9 protein-coding genes and 4 pseudogenes are annotated in these 14,068 nt (G+C 71.2%); 9 read left to right on the top strand and 4 right to left on the bottom strand.

The window, feature by feature from the left end; all coding sequences use genetic code 11:
- Window positions 1–226: 226 nt before the first annotated feature.
- The 6 genes and pseudogenes from rho to QEG98_RS12905 all read left to right on the top strand — a co-directional run bounded on the left by rho (window position 227) and on the right by QEG98_RS12905 (window position 7,579).
- On the top strand, window positions 227–1,777 hold the full coding sequence (gene rho / locus QEG98_RS12930) for a transcription termination factor Rho (protein ID WP_316566942.1): 1,551 nt from the start codon (window positions 227–229) through the stop codon (window positions 1,775–1,777).
- Window positions 1,778–1,830: 53 nt separating this feature from the next.
- The gene (locus QEG98_RS12925; protein WP_011552550.1) at window positions 1,831–2,100 is read left to right on the top strand and encodes a hypothetical protein; all 270 of its coding nucleotides are present in this window, start codon (window positions 1,831–1,833) and stop codon (window positions 2,098–2,100) included.
- 3 nt (window positions 2,101–2,103) lie between these two features.
- Window positions 2,104–4,009: pseudogene (locus QEG98_RS12920) on the top strand (DUF4129 domain-containing protein).
- Window positions 4,002–5,278, top strand: a pseudogene (locus QEG98_RS12915) (DUF4350 domain-containing protein). The pseudogenes QEG98_RS12920 and QEG98_RS12915 overlap by 8 nt, the downstream one beginning before the upstream one ends.
- Window positions 5,275–6,270 (top strand): annotated as a pseudogene (locus tag QEG98_RS12910) (AAA family ATPase); the annotation flags it as partial. The pseudogenes QEG98_RS12915 and QEG98_RS12910, both read left to right, overlap by 4 nt.
- Before the next feature lies 1 nt (window position 6,271).
- The gene (locus tag QEG98_RS12905; protein WP_316566941.1) at window positions 6,272–7,579 is read left to right on the top strand and encodes a DUF58 domain-containing protein; all 1,308 of its coding nucleotides are present in this window, start codon (window positions 6,272–6,274) and stop codon (window positions 7,577–7,579) included.
- Here the strand turns inward: QEG98_RS12905 and QEG98_RS12900 are convergent.
- Together QEG98_RS12900 and QEG98_RS12895 are read right to left on the bottom strand one after the other, a co-directional pair.
- A pseudogene (locus QEG98_RS12900) lies at window positions 7,557–8,034 on the bottom strand (inorganic diphosphatase). The gene QEG98_RS12905 and the pseudogene QEG98_RS12900 sit on opposite strands and share 23 nt — an antisense overlap.
- Window positions 8,027–9,043, bottom strand: a complete 1,017-nt coding sequence (locus tag QEG98_RS12895) for a stage II sporulation protein M (protein ID WP_316566940.1) — start codon at window positions 9,041–9,043, stop codon at window positions 8,027–8,029. Before QEG98_RS12895 ends, QEG98_RS12900 begins: the two are co-directional and overlap by 8 nt.
- Window positions 9,044–9,130: 87 nt before the next feature.
- Between QEG98_RS12895 and QEG98_RS12890 the strand changes: the two genes are divergently transcribed.
- On the top strand, window positions 9,131–10,654 hold the full coding sequence (locus QEG98_RS12890; protein ID WP_410478072.1) for a hypothetical protein: 1,524 nt from the start codon (window positions 9,131–9,133) through the stop codon (window positions 10,652–10,654).
- A 93-nt stretch (window positions 10,655–10,747) separates the two neighbouring features.
- Here QEG98_RS12890 and QEG98_RS12885 read toward each other — a convergent pair whose 3' ends face one another.
- Both QEG98_RS12885 and QEG98_RS12880 read right to left on the bottom strand, forming a co-directional pair.
- Window positions 10,748–12,289 (bottom strand): bifunctional UDP-sugar hydrolase/5'-nucleotidase, encoded by a 1,542-nt coding sequence (locus QEG98_RS12885; RefSeq protein WP_316566938.1) that lies wholly within the window; start codon window positions 12,287–12,289, stop codon window positions 10,748–10,750.
- A gap of 77 nt (window positions 12,290–12,366) precedes the next feature.
- Window positions 12,367–12,879 carry a hypothetical protein gene (locus tag QEG98_RS12880; protein WP_316566937.1) on the bottom strand — a complete coding sequence of 171 codons (513 nt, stop codon included), beginning with the start codon at window positions 12,877–12,879 and terminating at the stop codon, window positions 12,367–12,369.
- A 251-nt stretch (window positions 12,880–13,130) separates the two neighbouring features.
- Here QEG98_RS12880 and QEG98_RS12875 point away from each other — a divergent pair, with 251 nt between their 5' ends.
- Both QEG98_RS12875 and QEG98_RS12870 read left to right on the top strand, forming a co-directional pair.
- Complete coding sequence (locus tag QEG98_RS12875) at window positions 13,131–13,331, top strand: hypothetical protein (protein ID WP_316566936.1); 201 nt, start codon at window positions 13,131–13,133, stop codon at window positions 13,329–13,331.
- Window positions 13,328–14,068, top strand: a complete 741-nt coding sequence (locus QEG98_RS12870) for a hypothetical protein (RefSeq protein WP_316566935.1) — start codon at window positions 13,328–13,330, stop codon at window positions 14,066–14,068. Before QEG98_RS12875 ends, QEG98_RS12870 begins: the two co-directional genes overlap by 4 nt.

Below are 14,068 nucleotides of genomic sequence, written 5' to 3'. Positions count from 1 at the left end.
CGGACGACACCGCGTGAAAAAAGCGGCGGCGCCGTCCCCGGCCTCTGTTACTGTTACCCTTGCACCCCGGACGGCTTTGGGCCGCCAGGGTGCTCCAGGAAACGGCGGTTCGGCCTGCTCGTCACCAGGGCCCCGCGTCCGCTTCCTGTCCCACGGCCTGAGTCACCTTGCGTCCCCGCCCTCCTCCTGGAGCGGCCGCCCGGGGCGCACACAGTCTGGAACGTTCATGAGCGAAAACCCCGATAACCGCGACCCACGTGATGCCCCCCCTGTTCCCGCCGCCCGCGCCGTGGCGCCGCCCGAGCCGGACGATGACGGTGGCGACGAGGGCGACGACGAGGGGCCCGACGACGGTGATTCCGGCGGGGGCGCACAGGGTGGCGCCCCCGGGCAGCCTGGCCAGGCCACCGGCCGCCGCCGCCGCCGTCGGCGCCGTCGCCGTGGCGCGCAGGTCCTCTTCACCCCGGACGGCCAGGCCTACCGGATGCAGCCGGGACCGGACGGCCAGCAGGTCCAGGTCTTCCTAACGCCGCAGGAGCTGGAGCAGTACCGCCAGCGGCAGGCGCAGCAACAACAGCAACAGCAGCAACCCCCGCAGCCGGCGCACGGCGGCGGGGGCCAGCAGCACGCGCGCCACGCACAGCACGGGGGCGGCGGCCAGCAGGCCTCGCAGCAGGCGAACCTGTCGCCGGTGGAGGGCGTTCTGGACACGGAGGCCAAGGGCCCCAACGCCTTCCTGCGCCAGCTCAAGCGCAACCTGCTGGCGGCGCCGGATGACCCGGAGCTGCCCAAGAATCTGGTCCAGAAGCTGCGGCTGCGGCAGGGCCAGTACATCACCGCCTTCGCGCAGATGCGGGGCCACAAGGGCGTCATCCAGAAGGTGGACACGGTGGACGGCCGGCCGCTCGAGGGCGCGCCGCGGCTGCCGCACTTCGCGGACCTGACGTCGGTGGACCCCACCGAGCGGCTCAAGCTGGAGAACGGTCACAAGGAGATGGTGACCCGGGTGCTGGACCTCATCTCCCCCATTGGCAAGGGACAGCGCGCGCTCATCGTCGCCCCGCCCAAGACGGGCAAGACGATCATGCTCCAGCGCATCGCCCAGGCCATCCTCTCCAACCACCCGGAGTGCCACGTCATGGTGGTGCTCATCGACGAGCGTCCGGAAGAAGTGACGGACATGCGGCGGAGCATCAAGGCGGAGGTGCTGGCCTCCAGCTCCGACCGCCCCACCGCGGACCACCTGAAGGTGGCGGAGCTGGCCTTGGAGCGCGCGCGCCGGCTGGTGGAGTCGGGCAAGGACGTGGTCATCCTCCTGGACTCGATTACGCGTCTGGCCCGCGCCTTCAACAAGGAGGTCGACAACTCCGGCCGCACCATGTCCGGCGGCGTGGACAGTCGCGCCCTGGAGCGCCCCAAGCGCATCTTCGGCGCCGCCCGCGCGACGGAGGAGGCCGGCTCGCTGACCATCATCGGCACGGCGCTCATCGACACCGGCAGCCGCATGGACGAGGTCATCTTCGAGGAGTTCAAGGGAACGGGTAACTCCGAGGTCACTTTGGACCGGCTCCTGGCGGAGAAGCGCGTCTTCCCGGCCGTCAACATCGCCCAGTCCGGCACGCGCAAGGAGGAGAAGCTCTTCACCCTGCGCGAGTACGAGAAGGTGAAGAAGCTGCGGCAGATGCTCTTCTCCGTGAAGCCGGTGGAGGCCATGGAGGCGCTCGTGAAGCGGCTGTCCCGCTACACGTACAACGACGAGTTCCTCGACGAGCTGTAGTCCCCCGCTTCGGGAGTGGTACGGCGGGCCCGGGTGTGCGTTAAGGTGGCGGCATGATTCAAGGCTCGGGCCGCTGCCACTACCACCCGGAGCGCGCCGGCCTCGGCGTCTGCGTGGAGTGCCGGCGTGTCATCTGCCGGGAATGCACCACGCAGTTCGAGGGCATCAACCGCTGCGCCAGCTGCCTGGACCAGCGCCTCAAGGCGCTGGAGGGCCCGGGTGAGCGCCGCGAGTGGTCGGCGGGCAACGTGGTGCTGGCGCTGATGAGCCTGGCGCTCGTCTTTGGCGGCATCCTCCTGCTGGCCCAAGTGGCGGCGAGCTAGCCCATGGCCGTCTCCGCGCTCGAACTCCGCCCGCGCAACGCGGTGGCCTTGATGGACGCCGCGCTGCGCCTGTGTACCCGCAACGCGGGCGTCTGGGCCCTCACCCTGCCCGGCGGCGCGGCCGTGGTGGCCGCCATGTTGTACCTGGCGGAGTCGGTGCGCATGGGCTGGCCGCTCGTGGTGCCTTCGCTGCTGCTGACGCTGGCGTGGTTCCTCCGGGGCCTGGGCCAGGGCGCGACGTGCCATTACGTACAGGAGCTGCTGCTGGGCACCCAGGGCGAGCCTTCCGCGTGGGCCTCGCTCAAGGCCGCGCTGGGCCGGATGCCCGCGCTCTTCATCGCCGTGGCGTACCTGCTGGGCCTCAACACCCTGGTGGTGATGGTGACGGGAGGCCTCGGCTACATCCTGCTGCAGTCCCACGGGGTGGGCTACGCGGCGGTGATGCAGGGGCGAGGCAGCCCGCTGAAGCTCTACGGCACGTGCTCACGGCTGCTGGGTCCGGCGCGCGGCACCGCGCTGTGGGTCCGCGCCCTCATGTCCGTGCAGGTGCTGGCCTTCTTCAACCTGCACATCGCCTTCAACTTCCTGCTGTTCCTGGGCCGCAAGCTGGTGGGCGTGGACCTGACGTTCGCGGAGCGCTTCGCCTCGCTGGACAACGGCCAGTGGCTGATCTTCCTCGCGGTGACGACGTTCGCCCTCTTCGAGCCGGTTCGCGCCGCGACGGCCACGCTGCTGCTGGTGGACGGGCGCGTGCGTCAGGAAGGGCTCGACCTGCTGGCCAGCGTCCAGCAGCTTCCGTCCCGGGATTTGGGGCGTCCCCTGCCTCCGCCGGGCGCGACGCGTGGCGCGGCGATGCTGGCGGTCGTGCTGGGCCTGGGCCTGCTGACGGCGGCGCCGGCCCATGCCCAGGACACCGAGGACGCGAAGCCCCTGGCCCCCGCAGAGGCGCTGCGACGGCTGGGCGAGGTCACGGAGGCGTGTGAGGCCTCGGTGGATGAGGACACCGCGGGCCTGTACGCGCCCCTGGAGTCCCTGGGGCCCGCCGAAGCCGTGAAGCTGGACCGCTTCGTCCGCCGCGTGGAGCGGCAGGCCTTCGACGAGGAGGACTGCGACAAGGCCCGCGCCACGCTGACGCAGGGGCTCACCACGATGGGTGCCACCGTGGACGCCCAGGCCCGGGCGGATGCACGCGCCGCCGCCGCGCGGGCGAAGGCCATCCTGGCCCGGCCCGAGTTCGCGGAGGCCGCGCCCAAGGCGGAGAAGGACGCCCCCGAGCCCGCGGCCCCACCCGAGACGCCAGGCTGGTGGCAGCGCTTCATCGACTGGCTGGGGGAGCAGCTGAAGAAGCTGTTCGAGCGGGAGCCGGCGGAACCACGGCAGGAGACGGCACAGCCATTCCTCACCGGCGCCAGCGTGGCCAACGTGCTGGTGGTGGTGCTGGTGACACTCACCCTTGCGGTGCTGGGCGTGGTGCTGCTGCGGGCGCTGAACCGCGACAAGCGCCGCGCGGGCGCCGAAGGTGTGCAGGTGTCCACGGTGGACGCGTCCACGCTGGCGGGAGACGCCCACCACGCGCTGTCACGCCCTCCCGAGGGCTGGGCCCACCTGGCGGACGAACTGGCGGCGCGGGGGCCTACCGCGAAGCGGTGCGCAGCCTCTACCGGCACTGCTGTCCCGGCTCCACCGCGACGGCGCCATCCTCTATGACGAGACGCTGAGCAACTGGGACTACCTGTCTCAATTCCGGGGCCGCGCGGAATGGAAGGCCCCCTTCCGAGAGCTGACGCGGCGCTTCGACTTCGCCTGGTACGGCAACCTGCCGGTGGGTGTGGACGGCTACCGCGAGTTCCGCGCGCTCACCGAGCCCCTGCTGGCCGCGCCGTCACGGCCGGAGGTGGCCGGTGCGTGACCGTTTCCCGCTGCTGGTGGTGGGGGCCTGCTGCTCACCGCGGTGCTGACCACCTTCCTGGTCCGAGGTGCCCGGCGCAACACGTTCGCGGACACGCTGTCCACGTACCGCGCGCAGGAGGACGGCGCGCGGGCCCTGTTCCTGCTGGCCCAGGAGAGCGGCTTGCCGGTGACGCGCCGCATGGCGGACCTGCGCATCGTGTCCGGACTGGGCACGCCGGTGCTGCTGGCGGTGGAGGTGTCCGGCGCCTACGAGCACGACCCGGACCAGACGGCGCTGGCCGCCGAGCCCGACGCAGGCCTGGCCGACGAGCACGTCCCCGCACCGGCTTCAACGCCTTCCGCGCGGCCGCGCTGGACGACGATGAAACCGAGCAACTGCTGAAGCACGTGCGCGAGGGCGGCAGCGCCATCTACGTGCCGTGGGGCTCGCGGGAGAACCCGGTGCTGCAAGCCTTGGACGTGAAGCTCTTCAAGGCGGACACCACCCTGCCCATGCGCACGCTGGTGCCACCCCAGCCCACGCCGTACACGCTGGGCGTGGAGCGCGTGGAGGCGAAGGTCCAGGCCTACCTGGAGCTGCCCCAGACGGCCGTTCCCGTCCTGGAGGATGAACGGCTGGGCATGTTCGTGGCGGCGGTGGTGCCGTACGGGCAGGGCCGCGTGCTGGTGGTGGGCGCCCCGGAGCTGGCGATGAACCAGGCCCTGGCGCGCGCGGACAACGCGCAGTTCTGGCTCAGCGCCCTGGCGTCAATCGGCCCCGGCCCCGTCGAATTCGATGAGTTCCACCACGGCTTCACCAACGAGCGCTCGGTGGTGGACTTCGCGCGCCGCTACGGCCTGCACTTCGCCGTGTTGCAGCTGCTGCTCGGCGTGGCGCTGTGGTCGGTGTCGCTCAAGCGCTTCGGCCGGCCACGGCCTCCACCCGAGTCCTCGCGCGTGGGCGCCACCGACGCGCTCTTCGCCATGGGCCGGCTCTATCGCGAGGGCCGGCACCACGGCTTCTCCGCCCAGCTCATCCTCCGGGGCCTCACCCAGGACCGGCCCTGCACGCGGGCCTGCCCGCGCATGCGTCCGCGGACGCGGTGACCCACGGCCTGCGCGAGCGTGGCCGCGCGGACTGGCCCAGGGGCTCGAGGCGCTCACCACGGACAGCCGCGCGGTGACGCGCGACACGGACCTCCAGCAGCTCGCCGAGCGCGCGGCGCGGCTGCGACAACGCCTTCATTCCGCCGGCGCCGCCCGGCCCAGCCCTCCCGAAACGACATGAACGACACCCTGTCCGCCCCCTCCCCCGCCCCGGCTGCTGGTAACGCCGTGCAGGCCGCCCACGCCATCCGCGAGGCCGTGCTGTCCGAGGTGCGCAAGGCCGTGGTCGGCCAGGACGAGGCCCTGGAGCTGATGCTCTGTGGCCTCATCGCCGGCGGCCACATCCTGCTGGAAGGCGTGCCCGGCGTGGCCAAGACGTTGATGGCCAAGGCCCTGTCGCGCAGCATCGGCGCGGAGTTCAAGCGCATCCAGTTCACCCCGGACCTGATGCCCGCGGACATCCTGGGCACCAGCGTGTTCGACCTGAAGACGCAGGGCTTCACGCTGGTGCGCGGCCCCATCTTCACGGACCTGCTGCTGGCGGACGAAATCAACCGCGCCCCGGCGAAGACGCAGTCCGCGCTGCTGGAGGCCATGCAGGAGCGCTCGGTGTCCATGGAGGGCCGCGTGCTGCCGCTCTCCCCGCTCTTCACCGTGTTCGCCACGCAGAACCCCGTGGAGTCCGAGGGCACCTATCCGCTGCCCGAGGCGCAGCTCGACCGCTTCCTGCTGAAAATCGAGGTGGGCTACCCCGCGCCGGAGGAGGAGGACGCGATTCTGGCCTCCGTGCACCGGGGCTTCGACTCGGGGGACCTGCAACGCGCGGGCGTCAACGCCGCGGTGACGAAGGACGGGCTGCTGGCCGCGCGCGGCGCGCTGAATGAAGTGACGGTGGAGCCGCCGGTGCTGGCCTACGTCCGCAAGCTGGTGGCGGCCACGCGCGCCTCCAGCCGCATTCGATTGGGAGCCGGGCCTCGCGCGGGCGTGCACCTGCTGCTGGCGGCCAAGGCCCTGGCGGCGCTGCGCGGGCGCGGCTTCGTCACCCCGGACGACGTGCGCTTCCTGGCGGCGCCCGTGCTGAAGCACCGCCTCCTGCTGTCGCCGGACGCGGAGCTGGATGGGGCCACGCCGACGGACGTGCTGCGTGAGGTGGTGCGCGGCGTCGAGGTCCCCGGTGATTCCCACCCCGCGCCTCTGGGTGCTGCTGGCGCTGCTCGCGCTGCCGATGATGCTGGCGGGCTTCAGCCCCGGCATTGGCGGCGCCGTGCTCGCGCTGGACGCGCTGGTGCTGGCGCTGGCGGTGTTCGACGTGCTCACCGCGCGGAGGGCCCGGCTGGAGGTCCACCGGGTGCTGCCGGCGCGGCTCAACGTGGGTGTGGCCAACAAGGTGGTGGTGCGGCTGATTCACCGGAGCGGCGGCGCCGTCCACGTACGCGTCCGGGACGACGTGCCGGACGGCTTCGCCGCCACGCCGGACGAGGCCCCGCTGCACCTGCCCGCGCGGAGCGAGTCGCGCTGGGTGTACCGGGTGACGCCCGTGAAGCGCGGCCGCTTCCAGTTTGGAGACGTGCACGTCCGGGTGCGCGGGCCGCTGGGGCTGGTGTCCCACGAGCGCGTGTTTCCCGCGGCGCAGGACATCGCCGTGTACCCGGACCTGCGCGGCGCCAACCGGCTGCTGCTTTCGGGCGCCGCGCTGGACCTGGTCAACCTGGGCCTGCGGCAACTGCGGCGCGACGGGCGTGGCAGCGAGTTCGCCCGCCTGCGCGACTACGCCCAGGGCGACAGCGTGCGGGACGTGGACTGGAAGGCCACCGCGCGACGTGGGCGGCCGGTGACGCGCGTGCTGGAGTCGGAGCGCTCGCAGTCCATCCTCATCTGCGTGGACGCGGGCCGCTCCATGGCCGCGCAGGTGGACGGCCTGACCAAGCTGGACCACGCGGTGAACGCGGCCCTCTTCCTGGCCTTCGTGGCCGTGCGCAACGGCGACCGCGTGGGGCTGGCCGTCTTCGCGGATGGCGTGAAGGCCTACCTGCCGCCCGCGGCCGGGCGCACGCAGTACCGGAAAATCGTAGACACACTCTACGGCACCACGCCCAGCCTCACGTACGTGGACTACCTGGCCCTCTTCAAGGAGCTGAACCTCCGCCTCACGCGCCGCAGCCTGCTGTGTGTCTTCACCGACTTCCTGGACGAGGAGCAGGCCTCCACCATGGTGGCCCCGCTGCACCGGCTGGCGCGGCGCCATGTCCCCCTGTGCCTGTCAGTGAAGGACACCGCGCTCCAGAAGCTGCTGCGCACGCCGCCTCCCAGCCCGGAAGAGGCCTTCCAGCACGCGGTGGCCTCCGAGCTGCTCACCGACCGCGAAGTGCTCAAGGCGCGGGTGAGCCAGGGCGGCGTGCAGATGCTCGACGTGCAGCCGGATGAGCTGAGCCTGGCCGCCGTCAACCGCTACCTGGACATCAAGGCGCGCGGCGTGCTGTAGCCTCCGGGGCCACGTCCGGCGCCGGGGCGGGCAGCGGCAACCACCCCATGAAGCGGGTGTCCGGGACGTTGCCCCGCACCCGGTGCAGCACCTGCTTGAAGAGGGCGTAGACGCGGAAGAAGCGCTCCAGGCCCGCGCGCTCGGCGTCCGTCAGGGCGCGGCGGCGCACACCACCTTCGGGTCCCCCGCCCCGCGTCGACGAAGCCGATGACACCCACCACCGGCACGCGCAGCCGCTGGCCCAGCGCCAGCCGGGGTCCCATCACGACGGCGTCCAGCGGGTCGCCTTCATCCGACGCAAGGCCCGGAATGCTGCCGTAGTTGTACGGGCACGGCAGCGGCGACACGAAGTCCACCGCCCCGTCCGCGCGGCGCTTCACGAAGGAGAAGCGCGGGCACTCGATGAGGACCTCCGGCTCACTCGGAAGCGGAGGCAGCCACAGGCGCTCATCCATGGGCGGACTCAGCGCCGCCGTCTGGCGCCGCGCGGCCCCCACGCAGCCAGTCCGACAGCAGGTATGCGTACACGCCCGCGCCCACCGTCAACGCGAAGGACACCTTGAACGCCACCGACAGCTTGGGCGGATGAATCTGGGACACCGTGCCCTCGATGAAGCCCGCGAGCACGAACAGGACGAGCGTGCCGAACAGCAGCCGCACTGCCGTCACCGCCTCCTGTCGCACCGCCTGTCCCCGAGGCAGTCCTCGTGGGGCCACCATGCCCCGCGCAATCACCAGCCCCGCCGCGCCCGCGATGCAGATGGCGGTGATTTCCGGAATGCCGTGCGGAAGAATCCACGCCCAGAACCAGCCCGCCATTCCCTTGGCCGCATAGACTTGCGCGAGCGCGCCCAGGAACAGGCCGTTGACGAACAGCATGATGGCCGTGCCCAGGCCCACGGTGATTCCCAGCGCGAAGGCCAGGAAGGCCACCTGGATGTTGTGGGTGAAGAGGTAGGTGGTGAACTGGGCCTGGTCTCCCACCGACATGCCGTCACCCGCGGCCTCGTTGGCCGCGCGTTCGACGGGGTCCAGGTTCAGGTGCTCGGCGGGGACCAGATAGTGCGCCGCGTCGGGGTCCACCATCATCCCCACGTAGCCAAAGCCCACGCCCGCCAGCAGCAGCAGCAGCGACGCCACGTACATCCGCCACTCGCGCCGCATCAGCGCGGGGAAGCCCCGGGCCACGAAGCCCCACACGTCCGCCAGGCGCGGACGCCGGCCCGGGTACGTCAGCGCGTACGCCCGCCCCACCAAATCGTTGAGGTAGGCATTCACGTCCGCCGAGCCACTGCGCGCGCGAACCCACAGCAAGTCACTGGAGACGGCGCGATACAGCCGGCCCAGCGTCCTGGCGTCCTCCAGGCTCAGCTCGCGCAGGCCGTGGGATTCGGACCGGTCCAGCAGCGACTCCAGTTGCTCCCAGCGCGGCTTGCGGGACTCGATGAACTCCGCCATCTCCATGGGCCGGCACTCTACCCCAGTGACGTGGCGGCCCACCCTGCCTTCCGATGAAGCTTTGTGGGAAAACGCGGGACCATGACGTGTCGGATGGCGTTCCTGGGATGGCTGCTCGCCTTGCTGTCGGGATGCACGAGCATGCGCGCCCTGTGTCCCCTGGAGGGAGGCCGCCCCTGGGTGGAGGTGCGCAGCCCCCACTTCACCGTCCGCACCAACCTGGACACGGAGACGGCCGAGGAAGCGGCCCAGGAGCTGGAGCTGCTCCGCGAAGGGCTGCTGCAAGCCTGGGGCGGCAGCTTCGACCCGCCGGGCACGGTGGACATCATCGTCCTCCACAACCGCAGTGCGCTGGAGGAGTTCACCAACATCCGCATCGAAGGCTTCTCCACCCATACGGAGGATGGCCCGCTGCTGGTGCTGGCCGGGCACGCCTACGCGCTCAGCGAAGCCACCGCGGACATCACCACCCAGGCCCACGAGCTGACGCACTACCTCTCCGAGCTCGCGCTCGTTCGCCAACCACGCTGGCTCTCTGAAGGACTGGCCAGCTACCTGGAGACCATCGCGCTCAGGCCGGAGCGACGCGAGGTCATCCTCGGGCACATCCACGGGGCCTTCTACAACCAGGTGCAGCGGCACGGCTGGCGCACGCTCGACGAGCTCTGGGAGTGGGACAGCAAGGGGCTGCTCGGCACCGCCGAGTCGCGGCAGTACTACGCGTCCTCCTGGCTGTGGGTGCACTTCTTCATCAGCCGGCACGGCGCGCGCTTCGAGGACTTCCAGAAGCGCCTCATGCAGGGCGAGGACCCCCGCCAAGCCTTCGAGGCCGCCTTCCGCGGCGAGGAGGACCTGGCTGGCGAGCTGAATGGCTACGTACGCCGCCCTGGGCATATGAATTACCGCACCATCACCGCGCCGTTGGCACCCGTGACGAGCCCGCTGCAAACGCGCCCCATGCGCGCGGCCGAGGTCCACGCCATCCGCGCCCAGCTGTTCCTGATGACACCGGGCGCGTCCCCCATGGAGGAGCGGCTGCCCCACATCGAACGGGAGATGGCGGAGGCCACGCGCGAGGAGCCCGGCAACGTGGACGCCATGCTGCTGCGCATCCGCTCCACGGAGGATCCGTTCCGCAGGCTCGCCCTGGCGCGGGAGCTGGTGGAGCACCACCCCGACAGCGGGCACGCGTGGAACGCCATGGCACAGGCGCTGGACGCCGCGGGCAATACGTCCGAGGAGCAGGAGGCCGCGAGGCTCCGCGCGGTGGAGTTGCTGCCCGGCAGCGTCAGCGCGCAGAACGGACTGGCCGGCTACTACGCGCGCACGGCCCAGCCGGAGAAGGGCCTGACGGCGGCGCAGCGGGCCCTGTCGCTGGCGCCAGGGAACGCGTCGGTGCTGGACACGTGGTCCACCCTCCTGTTCCAGCTCGGTCGCTGCCCGGAGGCGCTGGACGCCCAGCAGCTCGCGGTGGACATGCTCCACGAAGGCACGCCGCAGCGGCTGCGGCGGACCGTGCACGACACGCTGGCCCGCTATCAGGCCGTGTGCGGACCCGATGCCCCTCCCGCCGCGGCGACCCCGCCCACGGCGGCGCCTGCCATGGAAACGCCGTGAGCCCCTGGCCCCGCTGAAACGACGAAGCGCCGGAAGGGCCCAGGTGGGCTCCTCCGGCGCTTCAGGGGTCCGACAGAAGCAGGACGGCGAGGACTACTTCAGCAGCTTCTCCAGCGGCTTCTTCTCGCTGCTCGCCTGGTCCTTGGTCCAGTCCACCACCGGCGTCTGCCACGCCATGCCCGTCTCGGTGGGCTCGGGGGCCAGCTTCTCGAACTCGAAGCCGTCACCGCCGAAGTAGAGGTACTCCACCGTGGCGACCGTGTACTCCTTGTTCGGGTCCAGGGCCTTGCCCTTGGCGTCCTTGAACTTGCCCTTGCCCGCGGCCGTGAAGCCGGAGACGAGCGCGTTCGGGTTGGCCAGCTGCCGGGCCAGGTCCTCGCCCTTCAGCTTCACGACGAGGAGCGAGTTCTCGAAGGGCATCACCGAGTAGATGCTGCCGCGAGTCACCGGACCGGCGGGCAGGTCGCCGCGGATGCCGCCGCTGTTGAGGACGGCCGCGTCCGTGCCGAGCACGTTGCGCACCGCGCCCGCCACCCACTTCGCCATCTGGGGTGACGCGTGGGGGATGCCGGCCTTGGAGAAGCCGATCTGCTGGCCCAGCACCTCGTCCAGCTGCGTCTTCCACTTGCCCACCAGCTGCGCCGTCTCCGCGTCCGGCGCGCCGCCCGACACCTCGACGACCTTGGTATCCAGGGCGGTCAGCTTCTCACCCGCGGGCTTCGCCGGGTCGAAGGTGACGTGCGCGCGCAGGTACTTGCCGAAGCCACGGTCCAACGACACGAAGCTGGTCGCGCCGTCCTTCAGCTCGACGGGCTGCGCGCAGCGGCCACCGGCCACCAGCGCCACCTTCCACTCCGGGTGCTTTGCCACCGCGGGCTGCAGGTCGGTGACGCACTCGTCGGCGAGCACCACGACCACGTCCGCGCCGGCCTTGCGGGCCTCCGGAATGGCCGTGGTGAGCGCCTCCTCATAGCCCGTCACTTCCAGGCCATCCGCGCGGCCGGGCATGGCGGTGCGGACCGTCTTCTCGGACGCCAGGCCCACCACGCCAATCTTGAGGCCGCGGCGCTCGAAAATCTGGAACGCCGGCATGGACAGGTCGCCCGCCAGCGCCGGGTCCTTCACCTTGAGGTTGGCGGCGAGGAACGGGAAGCCACCCGCGCCGCGGTTCTTGAGGAAGGCCTCCTTGCCGAAGGCCAGCTCATGGTTGCCCAGGGCGGAGGCGGCGTAGCCCATGCGGCCCATGACCTCGGCCGTGGGCGTGCCCAGGAAGAAGGAGGAGATGGCCGGGCCGTTCCAGTGGTCACCCGTGGCGAGCGCCAGCGTGCTGGCGTCCGCGCACGTAGGCTGGCCCTCCTTCACGGGACCGGGACAGTGCTTCTCATCGGCCATCCAGCGGCCGAGCAGCTCCGCCGCGCCGCCCTTGCCCTCGGAGGGCTGGAGCTGACCGAACGCGCCACCCGTCACGAGCAGCGTGACTTCGGAAGGAGCAACGGGAGCCTTGGCTTCCGGCGCGGCGGCCGGAGGAGGAGTGGGATTGCTCTTCTCGCAGCCGGCGACGGCACCGAGGGCGAGGACCAGCACGCCGGACAGCGGCTGGCGGAAGGGACGAGGACGTAGGGGGTTCGCGCTCACAGGTGCGCCTTTAGCACAACTCGGCTCGTGCTACGCTGAGACACGTGGCAGACAGCGACACGCGGCACGGCGGTTCCTCACCCGAAGGCAAGGTTCACAAGCACACAGAGCAGGGGTTTTCCGGCCAGGGCGAAGCCCGAGCGCGCGAGTTCTGGGGAGAGGTGAGCGCGGGTGCGCGTCACTTCTCCCGGACAGACCGGAAACCGCCCGAAGGGCGCCTGCGCCAGTTCTTCTACGGCATGAGCCTGCCGTTCCACATCGGTGGAGCGCTGCTGGGCGACCCGGTCGCACGCAAACAGTACATTCGTGTCGGGTTTCTTCAATCCATGGCAGCTCTGGCATTGGCCTTGAGTTGCATGACTTCCGGAACTGAAGCGGCGGAAAGCGCGAGCAAGCGGGAGTCCCGAGCCGAAGCACGCGCCAAGGCGGCGGGGATTCAAAAAGTCGCCGAGGCCCTCGCCGACCAGCACGTCAAGAAGGAGGCGGCTGCTGCCACCCGGCGTGCGAAAGAGGTTGAAGCTCAGACCATCCAACGGCTCCGGGAAATCGACGCGCAGGTTGCCCGGCGCAAGCAGGCCGCCGCGCAGCACGCTGGCGAGGGGACGCCCTCAGGTCCCGAAGCGCCGCCCGAGACCGCGGCCGTGGTCCCCTCCCCGCCGGGAGCGGGCGACACGGCTGGCGCCCCCCGAGCCCCTCCTCCGCCCGCTCGGACGACGAGTCCCCCGAGAACGCCCCCACCGGAGAGGCAGCGGACGTCGCGAGAGCCACTCCGGACGCCCAGAAGCCCTCCCCCATCGCGGCGGACACGCCCGATGCGAGGCTGGAGCAGCGCATCCGGGACGTGGAGGCCGCGGCCCAGGGGGCCGATGCGGGCACGTCCCTGGCGGAGGCCATCATCGCGCTGGTGATGGAGGCCACGAAGGACCCGGAGTCGGAGGCCCCGGCGTCCTCCGCCAAGGAGCGCACCGACGCCACGGCGGGTGCCCCCACACCGCCGAGGGCACCCAGGCTCCTGCTCACGAAAAGAGCGCCTGGACAGTGAATGGCCGCTCCGTGTGGGGCCTGGCCTTCTGGGCGGCGCTGTTCGCCGCGCTGCAGCTGGCGCAGTGGGTGGTCATCGCCCTGTCGCGGGACTACCACGACGCCATCTCCCGCAAGGCCAGCCTGCTCACGGGGCTGGAGCCAGAGGACGAAGAGTTCCCGCCGCGCGTGCGCCTCAACATGGCGTGGCTGCGCAAGAAGGTGAAGCGACGCTGGCGGGCCTTCCTGCTGCTCATGGTGGGCGTGCCGGCGCTGGTGGTGCTCACCCTCCCGTTCATGTGCGCCTCCCGCTTCATCTTCACCGCCCTGTTCACCGCCTGGGGCGCGTGGTGGTGGGTGGTCTTCACCGCCGCCAAGAGCGCGCGGGCCTGGGAGCCAACTGCGGGGCCCACGCGGCCGCCCTGGTTCCTGCGGGGATGGACGGTGCTCACCACGCGCGTGCCGGGCTTTCGGTGGGGCTCGCTTCAGCGGTACGGCGCGTCCTGGGGACGGCGCACGGAGGAGGTCTTCGCGCCCATCTCCAGCACGGAGCGCCACCCCTGGGTGTTCGCCGGGCTGGCAGTGGTGCGGTTCCTGGGCTCATTTCCTCCGATGAAGTTCTTCGTCCGGCCGCTCATCCCCGTCGCCTCCGCGCACCTGCTGGAGGAGGACGTGGCCGCAGCCAGGAAGGCGCTCGCCGCCGGTGCGAACGCCTCGCCGCCCGAAGCCGAGGTGCCCCGCCCCGCCGACGTGTGGTGA

Source organism: Myxococcus sp. MxC21-1, assembly GCF_032612255.1.
Taxonomy (GTDB): Bacteria; Myxococcota; Myxococcia; order Myxococcales; family Myxococcaceae; genus Myxococcus; species Myxococcus virescens.
This window is presented reverse-complemented; position numbering and strand designations above follow the sequence as displayed.

What these genes read in the sequence shown, in the direction of transcription:
- rho (WP_316566942.1), top strand. Translation starts at nt 227, where the DNA reads ATGAGCGAAAACCCCGATAACCGCGACCCACGTGATGCCCCCCCTGTT.
- QEG98_RS12890 (WP_410478072.1), top strand. Translation starts at nt 9,131, where the DNA reads ATGGCGTTCCTGGGATGGCTGCTCGCCTTGCTGTCGGGATGCACGAGC.
- QEG98_RS12895 (WP_316566940.1), bottom strand. Translation starts at nt 9,043, where the DNA reads ATGGAGATGGCGGAGTTCATCGAGTCCCGCAAGCCGCGCTGGGAGCAA.
- QEG98_RS12925 (WP_011552550.1), top strand. Translation starts at nt 1,831, where the DNA reads ATGATTCAAGGCTCGGGCCGCTGCCACTACCACCCGGAGCGCGCCGGC.